At 65.1% G+C, this 16,649-nt stretch carries 7 protein-coding genes; 3 read left to right on the top strand and 4 right to left on the bottom strand.

The genetic code is table 11. The annotated features are described in order from the left end of the window. Positions 1 to 43: 43 nt before the first annotated feature. Entirely contained in the window at positions 44 to 5,038 is a 4,995-nt protein-coding gene (gene pks13 / locus JGU71_RS13645; protein ID WP_372433184.1) for a polyketide synthase Pks13, read from the top strand. 46 nt (positions 5,039 to 5,084) lie between these two features. Next, positions 5,085 to 6,587 (top strand): acyl-CoA carboxylase subunit beta, encoded by a 1,503-nt coding sequence (locus JGU71_RS13650; protein WP_199705281.1) that lies wholly within the window; start codon positions 5,085 to 5,087, stop codon positions 6,585 to 6,587. Between the two features lie 51 nt (positions 6,588 to 6,638). Here JGU71_RS13650 and JGU71_RS13655 read toward each other — a convergent pair whose 3' ends face one another. Together JGU71_RS13655 and JGU71_RS13660 are read right to left on the bottom strand one after the other, a co-directional pair. Further along, on the bottom strand, positions 6,639 to 7,505 hold the full coding sequence (locus tag JGU71_RS13655) for a hypothetical protein (RefSeq protein ID WP_233529204.1): 867 nt from the start codon (positions 7,503 to 7,505) through the stop codon (positions 6,639 to 6,641). Positions 7,506 to 7,715: 210 nt separating this feature from the next. Then, the gene (locus tag JGU71_RS13660; RefSeq protein ID WP_199704712.1) at positions 7,716 to 8,375 is read right to left on the bottom strand and encodes a TetR/AcrR family transcriptional regulator; all 660 of its coding nucleotides are present in this window, start codon (positions 8,373 to 8,375) and stop codon (positions 7,716 to 7,718) included. A 66-nt stretch (positions 8,376 to 8,441) separates the two neighbouring features. Between JGU71_RS13660 and JGU71_RS13665 the strand changes: the two genes are divergently transcribed. Further along, complete coding sequence (locus JGU71_RS13665) at positions 8,442 to 9,743, top strand: glycosyltransferase (RefSeq protein WP_199704713.1); 1,302 nt, start codon at positions 8,442 to 8,444, stop codon at positions 9,741 to 9,743. Between the two features lie 63 nt (positions 9,744 to 9,806). Here JGU71_RS13665 and JGU71_RS13670 read toward each other — a convergent pair whose 3' ends face one another. Next, positions 9,807 to 13,112, bottom strand: a complete 3,306-nt coding sequence (locus JGU71_RS13670; protein WP_199704714.1) for an arabinosyltransferase domain-containing protein — start codon at positions 13,110 to 13,112, stop codon at positions 9,807 to 9,809. A gap of 22 nt (positions 13,113 to 13,134) precedes the next feature. Further along, the gene (locus JGU71_RS13675) at positions 13,135 to 16,413 is read right to left on the bottom strand and encodes an arabinosyltransferase domain-containing protein (protein ID WP_199705282.1); all 3,279 of its coding nucleotides are present in this window, start codon (positions 16,411 to 16,413) and stop codon (positions 13,135 to 13,137) included. Positions 16,414 to 16,649 lie beyond the last annotated feature (236 nt).

The raw sequence follows: 16,649 nt of genomic DNA on the forward strand, positions 1-16,649 counted from the left end.
GGCTGCACAGAGCCTGGAAGTACACGGTTCGGACGGCGCAGAGCTGACCGTCGCCGAACTGCGCACCTGGCTACGCAACTGGGTCGCACAGGCGACCGGGCAACCAGCGGAGAACATTGCCGACGACCGGCCGATGGAAGAATTCGGCCTGTCCTCGCGTGACGCCATCGCGTTGGGTGGTGAAGTCGAAGACCTGACCGGTGTGATGCTCACCGCGACGGTTGTGTACCAGCACCCGACGATCGCGTCGCTCGCGTCGCGCATCATCGAGGGCGAGCCGGATGCGCCGGAAGAGTCGAACGACGACTCCTTCTACACGTCTGCGGTCCCGGCCGGAGAGTCGCACGATATCGCGATCGTCGGCCTGTCGACCCGCTTCCCACACGCGGGCACGACGCCCGAGCAGACGTGGGAGTTTTTGATCAACGGCGGTGACGCGATCACCGAACTGCCGGAGGGTCGGTGGCAGGAGTTCACGTCCGATCCCGAGGTCGCGGCGCAGGTTGCGAAGGCGAACACCCGCGGCGGCTACCTCGACGACATCAAGGGCTTCGATGCGGAGTTCTTCGCCATGTCGCCCACCGAGGTCGAGAAGGTCGATCCGCAGCAACGCCTCGCGCTCGAACTGACGTGGGAGGCCTTGGAGCACGCGCGGATTCCCGCAAGCAGCCTCAAGGGCACACCCGTCGGTGTGTTCATCGGCAGTTCGTCGCACGACTTCACGATGCTTGCCGCGATCGACCCCAACAACGGGTCGACGCCGTACGGACTGACCGGCGCAGCGTCGTCGATCATCGCGAACCGTGTCTCCTATTTTTACGACTTCCGCGGCCCGTCCGTCGCGGTCGACACCGCTTGCTCGTCGACGCTGGTTGCCGTTCATCAGGCGGTCCGTGCGTTGCGCAGCGGTGACGCCGATCTCGCGCTCGCGGGCGGCACCAACACTCTGCTCGCCCCGCTCGTCACCCTCGGGTTCGATTCGGTCGGCGCGGTCGCCAAAGACGGCAAGATCAAGGCCTTCTCGTCGGACGCCGACGGCATGGTTCGCTCCGAAGGTGGCGGACTCGTCGTACTCAAACGGCTCGAAGACGCCGAGCGTGACGGCGACCCGATTCTCGCGGTCATTGCAGGTTCCGCGGTCAACTCCGACGGCCGCTCCAACGGCCTGCTCGCGCCGAACCCGGACGCCCAGGCCGATGTGCTGCGCCGCGCCTACCGTGATGCCGGCATCGCGCCGTCGGGCGTCGACTATGTCGATGCGCACGGCACCGGCACCATCCTCGGCGACCCGATCGAGGCGGACGCCCTTGCACGCGTCGTCGGTCGTGGTCGTGACAACGACAAGCCGATGTTGCTCGGCTCGGCGAAGACCAATTTCGGGCACCTCGAGTCCGCAGCCGGCGCCGCAAGCCTGACGAAGGTTGTCATGGCGATGCAGGAGAACAAGATTCCTGCCTCGATCAACTACGCGGGTCCGAACCCGTACATCCCGTTCGAGAAGGCCCACCTCGAGGTTGTCGCCGAACCGACCGATTGGCCGCGCTACACGGGCACTGCCGTCGCAGGGGTATCGGGCTTCGGGTTCGGTGGCACCAACGCGCACGTCGTGCTCAAGGAGTACATCCCGGCTGTCGTGGACGCCGAGGTCTCGGACGAGGGTGCCCCCGACGCCATCGAGCAGGGTCAAGGTGCCCCCGACGCCGCGGTCGATGACGCTCGCGAGCCGTTGCCGGTCGTTCTCGTGCTGTCCGCCTACCTGCCGTCACGTCGCCGTCGCGCGGCTGCCGACCTTGCCGACTGGCTCGAATCCGACGCAGGTGCGAACACCCCGCTCGAAGATGTCGGCCGCGCGCTCGCAAAACGTAATCACGGTCGTACCAGGGCCGTTGTGCTCGCGCGGACCCACGCCGAGGCGGTCACGGGCTTCCGGGCAGTCGCTGCTGGCAAGCTCGCGCAGGGCGTCTACTCGGCCGACTCACCCGCGACACAGGGTGCGGTCTGGGTGCTGTCCGGCTTCGGCGCACAGCACCGCAAGATGGCCAAGGACCTCTACCTCGCCAACGCCGTGTTCGCGAAGGCCATCGACGAGGTCGACGAACTGATCCTCGACGAGGCCGGCTACTCCGTGAAGGAGATGTACCTCGACGACGCGCAGGACTGGGATGTCGGCACGTCGCAGGTCGGCATCTTCGGCATCCAGATCGGCCTCGCCGCACTGCTTCGCCACCACGGTGCCGAGCCGTCCGCGGTCGTCGGGCATTCGCTCGGTGAGGTCGCGGGCGCGTACATCGCCGGTGGACTCGCGCTCGAGGACGCCGTTCGCGTGATCTGTGCGCGGTCGCGGCTGATGGGCGAAGGCGAGTCGATGCTGTCTGGCGACGCAATTCGCCGAATGGCTCTGGTCGAATACAGCGCCGAGGAAATCGTCGGCGTGCTCAGCGAGTACCCGGACCTCGAGGTCGCCGTCTACGCCGCCCCGACGCACACGGTCATCGGAGGTCCGGAGCCGCAGGTCGAGGCGATCATGGCCCAGGCCGAGGCCGCAGGAAAGATGAACCGTCTGCTGCAGACGAAGGGCGCGGGCCACACGTCGCAGATGGACCCGCTGCTCGGTGAGCTCGCCGCCGAACTGGCAGGCATCGAGCCGACCAAACTGAAGCACGGCGTCTACTCGACCGTCGACAAAGAGACGTACTACCGTCCCGGTCACGAGGCGATTCACGGTGTCGACTACTGGGTCAAGAACATGCGCCACAGCGTGTACTTCACCAACGCTGTGAAGCAGGCCGTCGATACCGGCCACACCACGTTCCTCGAGCTTGCGCCCAATCCTGTTGCGCTGATGCAGGTTGCCGCAACGACGTTCGCCGCCGGCCTGCACAATCCGCAATTGATCGGCACCCTCAAGCGCAAGGAAGACGAGCAACTCGGTGTGCTTATGGCGCTTGCTCAGCTCTACGTACACGGGCACAACGTCGACATCGACACGCTGTTCACGCCCGGCGACTACGCAGACATCCCGCGGACGGCGTTCATCCGCAAGCCGTACTGGATCGATGCGCGCCTGAACAGCAGTGGCAACTCTCGGATCCCTGGTGCGCACGTCGCGCTGCCCGATGGTCGCCACGTCTGGGAGATCGACGCGACTGCCGCGACCGACCTCGCCGCGCTGGTGACAGCCGCTGCGACACAGGTACTTTCGGACGTGGCACTCGGTGCCTCGATCGCGCACGGTGTCGTCCCGACCGTGGGAACCCTGACGACGACGCTCAACCCGCACCCCGGTGGCGCATCGGTTCAGGTGCACGCCAAGCAGGGTTCGGCGTTCACGCTGCTGTTCGACGCGGTCGTCACCTCCGGCGCGGAGTTGCCGCAGCCGGTTGTCGCCGCACCCGTTGCCGTTGTGGAAGAGGCAGACCCGGAAGCTCTGCCCGAGGTCGTCGAAACCTTCGGTGAGCGTTGGGATCCCAACGGCACCCAGACGTTGGAAGACCGACTTGCGTTCATCGTCGCGGAGTCGATGGGCTATGCGCCCGAAGACATTCCGGTCGAGATTCCGCTGATCGAGCTCGGCCTCGACTCCCTGATGGGTGTTCGCATCAAGAACCGCGTCGAGTACGAATTCGACATCCCGCAGTTGCAACTGCAGGTGGTCCGCGACGCGAACCTCATGGAGGTCGCGAAGTACCTGCGTTACGCGGTCGACAACCGCGAAGAGGTCCAGGCGCTCGCCGACAAGCAGGCAGCGGAGAAGGCGGCTGCGGATGCTGCAGCCGAGGGTGCCGTGGTCGAGGGACCAGCGGTCGAGAGCCCAGCGGTCGAGGGACCGGTAGTTCTGGATACAGCGGGCGAACCAGTGCTCGCCGTCGAAGACACGACGGTGCTCGCCGAAGCCGAAGCGATCGTCAAGGAATCGGCACCGGAACCTGCGGCAGTGCTCGGTGGCAAGCAGGCGACGGCGGACGCAGCGGGTTCCGACGTGCCGCCGCGGGATGCTGCCGAGCGGTTGGCTTACGCGACCTGGGCTGTTGTCACGGGCGAGTCCGCCAAGGGCATCTTCAACACCCTGCCTGTGCTCGACGACGAAACGGGCGAGAAGCTCGCAGCTCGGTTGTCCGAGCGGGCGAAGGGCGAGATCACCCTCGACGACGTGCTCGACGCCGAGAACATCGAAGCACTTGCCGACGTGATTCGACCGCACCTCGAAGGTGGCATCGACGGGATCGTGCGCACACTTCGGGCTCGTCCCGAAGGCGCGACGACCACACCGGTGTTTGTGTTCCACCCGTCCGGCGGATCGACGGTTGCCTACGAGCCATTGCTCAAGCGGTTGCCTGCCGACACCCCGATGTACGGCTTCGAACGTGTCGAAGGTGAGATCGAAGACCGTGCGCGGCAGTACATTCCGGAGCTGCGCAAGATTCAGGGTGACGGTCCGTACGTGCTGTACGGCTGGTCGCTCGGAGCCGTGCTGGCCTTCGCGGTCGCCAAGCTGCTGCGTGCCGAAGGTGCCGACGTCCGCTTGGTCGGCATGATCGACCTCGCGCTGCCCGCCAACCCGCCTGCCGACGGTCCCGAGGAGGCGAAAGCGCGGCTGGAGCGGTACACGGCATTCGCGAAGACGACCTACGGCGTCGACGCTCCGTTGCCGATGGACAAACTCGCCGGTGCCAGCGAAGAAGAGCAGATCCGGATAGTCATGGACCTGGTCAAGGTCAGCGGCGTCAAGATTCCTGGCGGCGTGATCGAACATCAGCGGACGTCGTTCATCGACAGCCGAGCACTCGCCAACGCGCAACCGTCGAACTACGAGGGCGACGTCGTCCTCTACCTCGCCGAGCGCTACCACGACGGCATGATCGAGCTAGAGCCCGCCTACAAGCACCGTGCACCTCAGGGCGGTTGGGGTCCGTACTTGCCGAAGCTGGAGATCGTCGAGGTCGGAGGCGATCACATCCAGATCATCGACGAGCCGTACATCGCGAAAATCGGTAAGCACCTCACCGACAAGCTCGTCACCATCTCGAAGGGGAACTGACTCAGTGAGCACTACGGCCGAGAAGCTCGCCGAACTGCGTAGGCGGATGGCTCTCTCCCAGGAGCCCGCCGGCGAAGCCGGTGCAGCGAAGCGCGCCAAAAAGGGTATCCCCAGCGCGCGCGAGCGCATCAACATGCTGATGGATCCGGGCTCGTTCGTCGAGATCGGCGCACTGGTCCGGCAGTCGAGCGACCCGAAGGCACTGTACGGCGACGGAGTTGTCACCGGTCATGGGCTTGTCGAAGGTCGTCCGGTCGCTGTCTTCTCCCACGATCAGACGGTCTTCGGCGGTTCGGTCGGCGAGATGTTCGGTCGCAAGGTGTCCGCGATCCTCGAGTTCGCCGCGAAGATCGGTTGCCCTGTTGTCGGGATCAACGACTCCGGCGGTGCGCGCATCCAGGACGCGGTGACATCGCTCGCGTGGTACGCCGAGATGAGTCGCAGGCACGAACCGCTGCTCGGCGTGGTTCCGCAGGTCTCGATGATTCTCGGTAAATGCGCAGGTGGCGCCGTGTATGCGCCCATCACGGGCACCGAGACGCTCGTCGCGACCGAAGACTCCTACATGTTCGTGACCGGCCCCAACGTCATTCGTGACGTCATGGGTGAGGACGTCACGCTCGAAGAACTCGGCGGCGCGCGAAATCAGATGGAGTACGGCAACCTGCACCACGTTGCCGTCGACGAGAAGGCTGCGTTCGAGTGGGTTCGCGCCTACCTCGGCTTCCTGCCGTCCAGCTGCCAGGAGCAGCCCCCGATCGTCAATCCAGGTCTGGAGCCGGAGGTGACGGCGAGCGACCTCGAACTCGACTCGATCATCCCGGACGCCGACAACGCCGGCTACGACATGCACGACATCCTGCTCCGCATCTTCGACGACGGCGACTTCCACGAGGTCGGCGCAGACGTTGCGCGGAACATGATCACCGGTTTCTCGCGGGTGGACGGTCGGACGGTCGGCGTAGTTGCGAGCCAGCCCCTCGTGCTCAGTGGTGCGATCGACGCGCGGTGCTCCGACAAGGCTGCTCGATTCGTCCGCATCTGCGATGCCTACGAGATTCCGCTTGTGTTCGTCGTCGATACGCCCGGTGTGTTGCCCGGCGTCGAAGAGGAGAAGATCGGCGTCATCCGGCGCGGCGGTCGCTTCTTCTTCGCCGTCGTCGAGGCGACTGTGCCGAAGGTGACGATCATCGTGCGCAAGGCCTACGGCGGCGCGTATGCGGTGATGGGGTCCAAGCAACTCGGCACCGACCTCAACTTCGCCTGGCCGACTGCCCGCATCGCGGTGATGGGCGCAGAGAGTGCGGTCAGCATCCTGTTCCGTCGCCAGGTCCAGGAGGCGGGCGAAAACGGTCCGACCGTGCGCAAGAACTTGATCGACTACTACAACGCCACCATCCCGACCCCATGGGTTGCGGCGGAGCGTGGCTACATCGATGCCGTCATCGAGCCGTCGCAGACCCGCCTGGAGCTACGCAAGGCGATGAAACTGCTGCGCGACAAGCAGGTGAGCCGGATGCCGCGCAAGCATCGCTTGATGCCGATCTAGCAGCAACCCCTCGAGCGAATGTGACATCCGTCCCGCATAGCGGTACCGCTGTCACATTCGCTCTGCGCTTTTGATGTGAACGTTCGGCCGAGGCCGCCCGCAGGCTCGTTCGTAGCCGGCTCGAAGCTGTGCTTCGACGAGGAGCGGCTCGTCCGACAGCTGCGTCGGCAAGTGCGTCACGACCTCGATTCCGCAGGCCAACATACGTTCTCGACGACGAACAGTCGCCACATGGTCGCGAACGGACATGTGGTGGGCAAGCGAATCGATCTCCCACGCCATCGCGACACTGTCGATCCAGCCGTCCGGGCGCGCTATGAACTCGCCTGTGCCGGAGACGATGTCGGGATTGTGGACCATCGTGGGAAGTCGAAAACCGCGATAGAGCTTGCGTGCGCGCAACTCTGCGATGGAGTGCGCGTTCGCGCTGAGTTCGCCGAGAACGGTGCGAGGTAAGGCACTCCCGCGATCGCTGCCGGCGGCCAACTCGTCGACCAAGGCTTGCAAGGAGGTGTCGCCGCGCTGTAGAACTCTGGTCAGGGCCGTACGGCATAAATCGGCGGATGTCATCCGTCTACAGGCGTCCAGTACTGCCCGCTCGATCGGCGCGCACCGCAACGAACCGCGCTTTGCACCGTTCGGCATGCGCCATGTCCGCTCGATGTGAACGAACGCGGTCGGTGTTCGCGACCGGGTGTGCGGGATCAGGACATGAGCGTTGCTTCCCGCTATTTCGAAGCCGTATGCGGCGAGAGCGCTCGTACCTGTCAGCAGAGCGTCGTCACCGCCGTACAGCAGCGCCGCGATACTGCGTTGTCGCTGCGACGGATGGCCGTTGTGCAGCACGACAACGCCGGGCAGGATACGTTGCCAGACGCCGCCGTTGCCACACCGGCGCGCGATCGAGCTACGCGCCATTCCCAGCTGCTGCAATGTGGTCGACAGGACGACTCCATCGCAGCTGGCATTCACTAGTCGATCGAGTTCGCCCCCGCGCATGTGCCGATCATGCCCGAGGTGGATCATCGCGCTCGGCAGCTGACCTGGGGAAATGGTAAGCCTGTGGATAACTTTCGTGCCAAAATCGCGGAGCGAATGTGACAGTGGACCCGCATAGCGGTACCGATGTCACATTGGCTCCGCCAGAATTCCACTACACAGCGAATTGCCCAGCCAACCTTCGTAGTCTGCGGTCGACCACCCCCGGCGACCGGTCAGCAGTTCCCATACCTCGACGCTGTTGAGGGTCCAGACGATGTCCGCCGCCCGCTCGACGCTCAGTTCGCTGCGTAGCGCTCCCAACTCGTTCGCGCGCCGGGCGACCATCGTTGCGCCGACGAGCCGTTCGCCGTCGATGGTCCTCAGGTGTGCGACGAGGTCGGCGTCTCCCGCGCCGGCACCGGCTGTCACGGCGACCAGCAGCGGACCCAAGCGCTCCATCAACTCGACGCCGAGTCGCGCGTAGGCCTGGAGAAAGCGCGCGGCATCGGGGTCGGCGTACATAGCGACGACGTGTGGACGCTTGGCGAGCGGGATCGGTAGATCGTCGCCGACGAGACGAACGTCGTAGATCCGCTTGAGCAACGCGGCCTTCGAGCCGAACGTGTTGTAGACGGTCTGCGTCGATACCTGCGCCGTCTTCGCGATCTCTGCCATTGTCGTTGCGCCGTAACCACGTTCGATGAACAGCACATACCCCGCTTCGATGATTCGGTGCTGCGTCAATGCCGTTTGTTCGGCGCGCAGTGGGCTGACGTAGGAGCGGGCGTCGGACGCGGACGAATTCATTTGAACCACACTCAATCGATTTGCGTATGTCTCCAAGAGAGTACGAGCCCCAGAGGAGACAGCACAATGGCAACCTTCCTGTTCGCATCCATAGCCGTCCAGGCCCACACGACGAATCCACTTCCGATAGCCGCGCGTTTGGTCGAACGCGGGCATCGAGTGCTGTGGTATTCCGGCAAGGCGTTCCACGATCGCATCGCCGCAATCGGGGCCACGCCGCTGCCGTACGTCGACGCGCCGGACTTCAGCGGCCACGACATCTTCGAGTTCTTTCCCGAGTTCAAGGGGATGTCAGGGCCGAAGCAGATCGGCCTCGCATTCGACCGGATCTTCGTCGGGCACGCACCGCACCGCGTCGCCGACCTGCGAGCGATCATCGCAGCGGAACGAACCGAAGGACGATCGGTCGACGCGATGCTGACCGAGGGTCTGAGCTATGGCGTCGGCATGGTGTCCGAACTCGAAGGGGTCCCGTGGGCCACCTTCGCCGACGGACCCCTTCCGTACGCCGACGCGGACACGCCTCCGTTCGGGCCCGGGATGATGCCGATGGCTGGGCCGATAGGACGACTACGCAATCGACTCGTGCGTACGATCGCCGCGAAGGTGATCTTCAAGAACGCCGAGCGGACCTACGACGCCATTCGCGCCGACCTCGGCCTGCCTCGTGACCCCAATTCCGCGTTGGACTCGGTCGCATCACCGATGCTGCACATGCAGGGCTGCACACCGGCGTTCGAGTACCCACACGCCGACCTGCCCTCGCATATCAACTGGATCGGCGCACTGAAGCCGGACCCGACCACAGGCTGGGTCGAACCCGCATGGTGGTCCGACCTCGGGACCGACCGCAAACCAGTCGTGCACGTGACCCAGGGCAGTCTCCGACCCGATATGACCGAGCTGGTTGTCCCTGCCATCCGTGCGCTCGCCGACGAGAACGCGCGGGTTATCGTGACGACGGGTGGACCGAGCCGGTCGGCAGTCGAGACCGCCTACGGCCAAGCGTTGCCATCCAATTGCATTGTCGAGCAATGGATTCCGTACGACGAGATCCTTAACAAGGCCGACGTCTTCGTCACCAACGGTGGCTACACGGGTGTCACGTTGGCGTTGTCGCACGGTGTCCCGATCGTGCAGGCGGGCACAACGGAGGAGAAGGCGGAGATCGCTGCCCGCATCCAGTGGTCCGGCGTCGGGCTACGCCTCGGCAAGACGGGGCCGGCACCCGATAAGGTCCGCGCCGCGGTCCGCAGAGTGCTCGACGAGCCAGGCTTCCGGGTAGCCGCCCGAAAAGTGCAGGCCGAGATGGCAACCCACGATTCGAGCAGAGAAGCCGCGGACCTGCTGGAGAAGCTGGCGAGCTGAACGGAGCGAATGTGACACCGGACCCGCATAGCGGTACCGATGTCACATTCGCTCAGCGCAAACTCAGAACACCCGCAACCGACCCGGCGACCAGAACCCCGACCGTGTCGCCTCACCCGTATCGAGTTGGGCGGGTTGCGATGTCGGGTAGTAGCGGTCGTAGCGCTCCAGTGAGCCCCAGTCCCTGCTCCAGTCGTCGCGCAGATACGTCGGCACGGTCACGGCCATGGCCAACATCTCGGTGAACCCGAGCGGACCGCCGTTCTCCGCGGCCTGCCAGGTGTCGGTCGAACTGACCGCCAACGGACGGTCGGGCAGGATGCGATATCCGGGGACCTCCGCGACGCCGTTCTTGTGATAGAACGGCCGCTGGCACGGGAACTGCAGACCGACCGCCCAGTCGAGCAGTACGGGCTGCTCGGACCCGATGACGTCGTTGAGCGAAGCCAACTTCGGCACTCGCGGCGGCGTGAATGCCAGCCATTGGTCGCCGATCAGGATCGGGTCGTTCGCGACGATGCGGACCACGTCGGCGTCGGCTGGCAGTTCGTCGAGCGGGACCCGCAGGTTACGCCACGACGGTGCCGGACCGATGTCTTTCGGTAGGTACTCGCCCTGCAGCTGAACCGTTCCGTCCGGCAACCGGTGACCGTATTCGACCTTCAGCGACTGGCCGTAATTCATGGCGCCGGTCGCGTCGATGGAGAAAATGCGACCCGCGGCGGAGATGACGACGAGCGGAGCGTCGTCCGAGCGTGCCGGTAGTTGGTACCAGCTGGAGACGACGGACGCAGGCTCCTGCACGCCGGCCTGGTAGCTACCGAGTACCGGTGTGGTCGCTGGGTCGAGGCCGAACGGCAGCTTCGCCGTACTGCCGTTGACGCCGCGAGCACCCGTACCACCGCCGGTGCCTGCACCTTCGCCGGTTTCGAACGCCGGACCCACACTTTGGGTGTCCGTGTTACCCATGCCGGGCTTGACCTCGACGAAGTCGGCGGAGAGGTCCTCGGGAATGCCGTTGGGCGAGAAGCCGACCGGGAGTCCGCCCGCGAGTGGATCGTTCGGATCCTTCGGTGGATTGGCAGGGTCGACGAGCGGGGTGAGGTTGCCGGAATTGGGGTCGGATTCGACGAGGACGTCGTTGGCGAGTCCGCAGGAGTTGCCGGTGATCGCGTCGTAGTTGGATCGGGCGATCGAGTACGCCGGGTATTGCGCGAGCGCACCTTTCGCGAGCGAGAGCACTTCGAACAGCACCATCGCACCGGCGAGAACGGTCAGCGGAGCGGCCGCGAACTTCCTGATCCGCCGACCACGTGCGGTAGCGGCCGACGCTTGCGGTTTCGCGAAGCCTTCCCGCAGGTAGTGCCAGGCGACGAGGACCAAGGCGAGACCGAACAGTCCGAGGAACACGGTGTTGGATTCTTGCCCGCCGAGCTGGACGCGTTTGTCGAACCACGGGACGCCATAGGACGACACGTACCAGTAGGCATTCCAGCCGGAGAACGACAGCGCCATCACGAACAGCAGCCCTGCGGCGAACACAGTGCGATTTCTGCGCGAGCGAAGCGCACTCGCCCCGACCGCGACCGCGGTCAGCGCGGCAAGCGAACCGGCAATTCCCGCGTAGGCACCGAAGTGGTGGGTCCACTTGGTCGGGTTGAACATCATGAAGAAGATGGTTCCGAAGACGACGCCCATCAGACGCCACGCCGGACCGTTCGCTACGCCGGGGATTCGCTTGCGCCGCAACAGGATGAACAGCGTCGTGAAGAGGCAGAGCAGCATGACGAGGAACGCGAAGCGCCGCGACAACGAGCCGTCTGCTGTTTCGACGAAGAGGTAGTAGTAGCGAAGGAAGTCCTTGTACCACTCGAGGTTCGGGCCGATGGCCTGGCGAACCCGGTTGGCTTCCTGAATTCCTGCGAAGGTCTGGTCGTTGTAGACCACGGTGAGCACGAGTAGACCGGCGGCGGCCATCGGCGCGAGCAGCGGCAGCGTGCCGACCTGCCTGTGTCGTTTGACGATGATCCGGGTGATCGGGCGAATACCTGCGATGAGTGCAGCCACACACATCAGACCGGTCGGGGCGGCGGCCAAGGTGAAGGCGCCGACGAGGCAGGCGACAGCCGCGGGCAGCAATCGTCCCGTCGCGATCGCACGTTCGACCGAGCACCACGTCAGGAGCGCGCCGAGGGCGACGATCGGCTCCGACCGCAGACCGTTGTCGTAGGGCAGCCAGAAGGCGAGGAAGACGAAACCGCCGGTCCACAGCGCGACCCGGTTTTGCCTGACCGCACGACCGAGGCGGGGGACGACCTCGCGGCTGATCACGAGCCAGCACAGGATGGCTGCGATCAGGGCAGGTAACCGCATCCACGGGCTGGCGGTCGACACCTTTGCGAACACTTCGAGAACGTCGTAGTACCAGCCGAAGGGTGCTTCCGGGACGCCGAACCAGCGGAAGTAGTTGGCCATGTAACCGGCGTGTTCGGCGACGCGGGCCATGTTGAGCAAATAGCCGTCGTCGGAGGTGTTCGCGCCGATGAAGTGCCAGACCAGCAAAACGCCGACGACGACGCCATCGACAGGGGTCGGGCGCAACCAGTGCGACGGGAAGAGTCGGCGATGGCCGCGACCGTCGGTGCCGTCGAGTCGGGCGAGCGCGCCGAGTGCGATCAACGTCAGCAACGCCGCCGCGATCATCGCGAAGATCTTGAGGAACGTCGGGGTGGAGGAGTAGCGCGAGTCGACGGTCATCGTGAACGACAACCCCTCCGGCGCAGCACCCGAGCGCAGGTCGGAGTAGACGCCGACCACCTGCGGCCGGAGGTCGCCCTTCAGTTCACCCTTCACCGGATCGCCTGTCGGGGTCGTCAGCCCGACGAATTCGGCCGACGTGACGTCGATGTTCGACGAGATGGTGATGGTCGAGCATTTCGACATGTCGGAACGCAGGGCGGACGCGACCACCGCATTTCGATCGAGCACGTCGACGGTCGCTTCGTTGACGCGCACGAACATCGCGTTGAGCGCGGCGCCGTCACCCTGCGGAGGTGCGGTCGCCAGCAGGAACCCACCACGTTCGGGCAGTTGCGCGACCGTCGAGCACGGCAGCGACGCTTCGATGTCGATCGGCACCTGCGCCATCAGAGGTGCGTCGACGTTGCCGATGACACCGTCCTGCGGCCAGTTCAGTACTGCTGTCGTCTGAGTGACCGGCAGAAACGGTGTGGCAAGGGCGAACAGAGCGCCGAGTAGACCGGTCACCAGAGCGATCAGACGCGCGGTCCGGAAGTCGGACCGCACGTCCGTCCCCCTGGAAATGGGGGCTGGTTTTTCGGCCTGCGGGGCTTTCACGAGGTCGGGCACGGTTGCAAATGCTATACGGGCATCAGCGAACTCGGATCGGTCCCGGCGTCCAGGTCCCGCTTCGCGTTGTCACCGTCACGCCGACCTGCGCGGGTACCGCGTTCTTGTCGAGCGGCGTCAACCGTTCCAGCGATCCCCAGTCCCGTCGCCAGTCGTCGTCCAGGTACGTCGGCACCGATTCGGCGGCGAGCAGCAACCCGGTCCAGCCGAGTGGTCCGCCGCCGATGTTGTCCTGCCACGCGTTGGTCGAGTCGGCGCCGATTCGGTCGGGCAGGATGCGGTAGTCGGGTACCTCGGCGACGCCGTCGTGGTGGTCGAACGGTCGCTGGCAGGGGAACGCCAACCCGACCGACCAGTCCAGCAGGACCGGCTGCGACCGTCCGACGACCTCGTCCAGCGTCTGCAGATGCGGGATTCGCGGCGGGGTGACCGCAAGCCACTGGTCGCTGGTGATGTCGTTGTCGACTGCGACGATCCGAACGACGTTCGCCGCGTCCGGGATTTCTGCGAGCGGTACCCGCAGGTTTCGCCACGACGGGGACGGACCGATGTCCAGCGGCGTGAGCATTCCCGTGTCGGTGACCTGACCGTCGGGGCTCCTCGTACCGAACTCGACCAGCAAGGTTTGCCCGTAGGTCAGCACGCCGTCGGCATCGAACGACAGAATTCGGCCCGCTGCGGTGATGACGAGAATCTTGTCGAGACTGTTCTCCGGTGCTGGTCGGTCGAGTCCGTACCACTGCGACGTCAGCGTCGACGGCTTCTGTTCCCCGGTCTGGTAGCTACCGAGGACCGGCGTCTTCTTCGGGTCGAGGCCGAACGGCAGGCTCACACTGCTTCCGTTGATGCCTGCGTTCTCCTCGGTACCGCCACCGGTACCTGCTGCGGTCGTGTCGGTCGTCCTGCCGGGGTCGTCGGTGCGGATCGAGTTGGCAGAGCCGACCGCTTTTTCCTCTTCGTCGGCGGTGAGGTCGGAGGCGACGCCGTTCGGGGTGAAACCGTCACCGGTGGCACGCAGACCGTCGGCGACCGAACCGGTGACGGGGGTGAGCATCGAGGAGTTCGGATCGTTTTCGACGAGCACATCGTCGGCTAGTCCGCACGTGTTGCCTGCGAGCGAATCGAGGTTGGACTGTGCAATGGAGTACGCGGGGTACTGCGAGACCGCACCCTTCGCGAACGACGCAACCTCGAACAGGACCACGAAACCGGCGGCGATCGTCAACGGTGCCGGAGCGAATCGACGGGTCCGAGTCGTCGATGCGGTCACATACGGCTCGCGGAAGTGATGCCAGATCGCCAGCAGCAGTAGCAGGATCGTCAGGCCAAGCATGACCGTCGCAAAACCCTTGCCCGCGATGGACGGTGGCTTGTCCCACCACGGGATGCCGTAGCTCGACACGTACCACCAGCCGTTGGAGCTGGTGAAGGCTAGCGCGGTCACGAACATGACGGCAGCGGCGAACAGCGACCTGTTGCGCGGTGAGCGCATGTTCTGCGCACCGACGGCTATCGCTGCCAATGCTGCGAGCGAACCGGCAAGACCGGCGTAGACGCCGAAATGGTGGGTCCACTTGGTGGGGGTGAACATCATCAGGAGCAGCGCGCCGAAGATGATGCCGAGGACCCGCGTCGCAGGTCCGCGTGCGGTACCCGGAATGCGGCCGCCCTTACGTAGAACCTGCATGACGCAGACGATCAGGCAGAGCAGCATCACGAACATGCCGAAGCGGCGGGCGAGCGATCCGTCGGGGGAGATCGCCAGCAGGGAATCCCAGCGGTAGTGTTCGTCGAACCATTTGACGTTCGGGCCGACGGCAGTGCGCACGCTCGTCGATTCGAGGACCGAGGCGAGCGTCTGATCGGCGAACATCGCGACCAGCACTAGCGTGCCGGCAGCGAGACCAGGCGCGAGCAGGGACGCGTAGCTGCGCAGCTTGCCGATGTCGGTTGCCGCACCGGCTCGTTTGACGATAATCTGCAGCACCGGCCGTGACCCCGCGATCAGAGCGGCAATACAGATGAGTCCCGACGGACCCGCCGCGAGCGAGAAGGCCGCGATCAGGACGGCGAACGCGCCAGGAAGCAGACGTCCGGTCGCGATGGCGCGTTCGATCGAGCACCACGTGAGCAGCGCGCCCAGCGCGATGATCGGTTCTGGACGGAGACCGTTGTTGTAGGGCAGCCAGAACGCGAGGAATACAAGCCCTGCGGTCCACAATGCGACCTGGCTGCGACGCACGAGGCGACCCAGTCGCGGCAGGACCTCACGGCTGATCACCATCCAGCACAGAACACCCGCGATCAGGGCTGGCAAACGCATCCATGGACTCGCGGTCGACACTTTCGCGAACGTCGCGAGGACGTCGTAGTACCAGCCGAAGGGTGCCTCGGGGACACCGAACCAGCGGAAGTAGTTGGCCATGTAGCCCGAGTTGTCGGACACCCTTGCCATGTTGAGCAGGTAGCCGTCGTCGGAGGTGTTGGCGCCGATGAAGTGCCACAGGCCCAGCGTGCCGATGACGACGAGGTCGACCGGCGAGATCTTCCACCACGACGAAGGCAGGAAGCGACGTGGTTTGCGGCGGTCGGTGCCGTCGAGAACGTGCAGCGCGATCAGGGATGCGATCGTCGCGAGCACGGCGACGATCATCGCAGCGAACTTGAGCGGCGACGGGCTGGAGGAGAACCGGGAATCGAGGTCGAGATGAACGCCGAGGCCTGCCGGTGCGCTCGCTGCGCTGCGGACCGAATCCGGATCGAGATCGGTGAAGATGCCGACCACCTGCGGCCGGATGTCACGTCGGACATCGGCTTTGATCGGTGGCTCGATGTTGGATACCTCGGCGATCGCACCCGCTGGATCCGCGCTGATGCTGATCGTCGACGAGTCGGGCAGTTCGGCTACGGGCAGCGAGACCAAGGGGTTGTCGCGCAACAAGACTTCGAGCAGTGGTTCCGCACCCTGCTCGCCTTTGACCACCTTGACGACGAGACCTTCGGCAGCAGCCCGACTCGACTCGGTGGGGATGGTCGAGACGACCGTTCCGCCCTCCGCGCCGAGATCCTTGACTGCGGCAGCGGGAATGGTGGCTGCGAACCCGAGCGGTGTGTACGAAATGAGCGGCGCGTCAACGCTTTCCGCGCTGGCCTGGGGCCAGTCGATGCTCGCGGTGTCTTGCTCGACCGGGAGCAGGGGAGTGGCTAGGGCAAGCAGAAAGCCCAGCAGACCCGTCACGATTGCAATCAGACGGGCTGTACGAAGGCGCTTGGCATCAGGTGGCACAGGTTCAGATGGTATCGGCGGACCCTGTGCGAGCACGCAGCCCACGCGGGCAAGCCCGTGCTGGCACCGCAGCGGATCTCCGTGTTAGCACGGAAGCGCCTGGCGGGGGCATGTGCAGCCAGGTGTTCGACCGATCCAGCGACACGGGTTTCGTCAGTGGCAGCACGGTAGCGGTGACGGGGTTGCGACGAGGATGCTGAACTCCACACCAGGACAAATCGTCACCAGGACAAATCGAAACCAGGACGAAT

It is taken from the genome of Antrihabitans stalagmiti (genome assembly GCF_016482825.1).
Taxonomy (GTDB): domain Bacteria; phylum Actinomycetota; class Actinomycetes; order Mycobacteriales; family Mycobacteriaceae; genus Antrihabitans; species Antrihabitans stalagmiti.

Coding starts and splice junctions, on each gene's coding strand:
- JGU71_RS13655 (WP_233529204.1), bottom strand. CDS start 7,505: ATGGCGCGTAGCTCGATCGCGCGCCGGTGTGGCAACGGCGGCGTCTGG.
- JGU71_RS13665 (WP_199704713.1), top strand. CDS start 8,442: ATGGCAACCTTCCTGTTCGCATCCATAGCCGTCCAGGCCCACACGACG.
- JGU71_RS13660 (WP_199704712.1), bottom strand. CDS start 8,375: ATGAATTCGTCCGCGTCCGACGCCCGCTCCTACGTCAGCCCACTGCGC.
- JGU71_RS13650 (WP_199705281.1), top strand. CDS start 5,085: ATGGCTCTCTCCCAGGAGCCCGCCGGCGAAGCCGGTGCAGCGAAGCGC.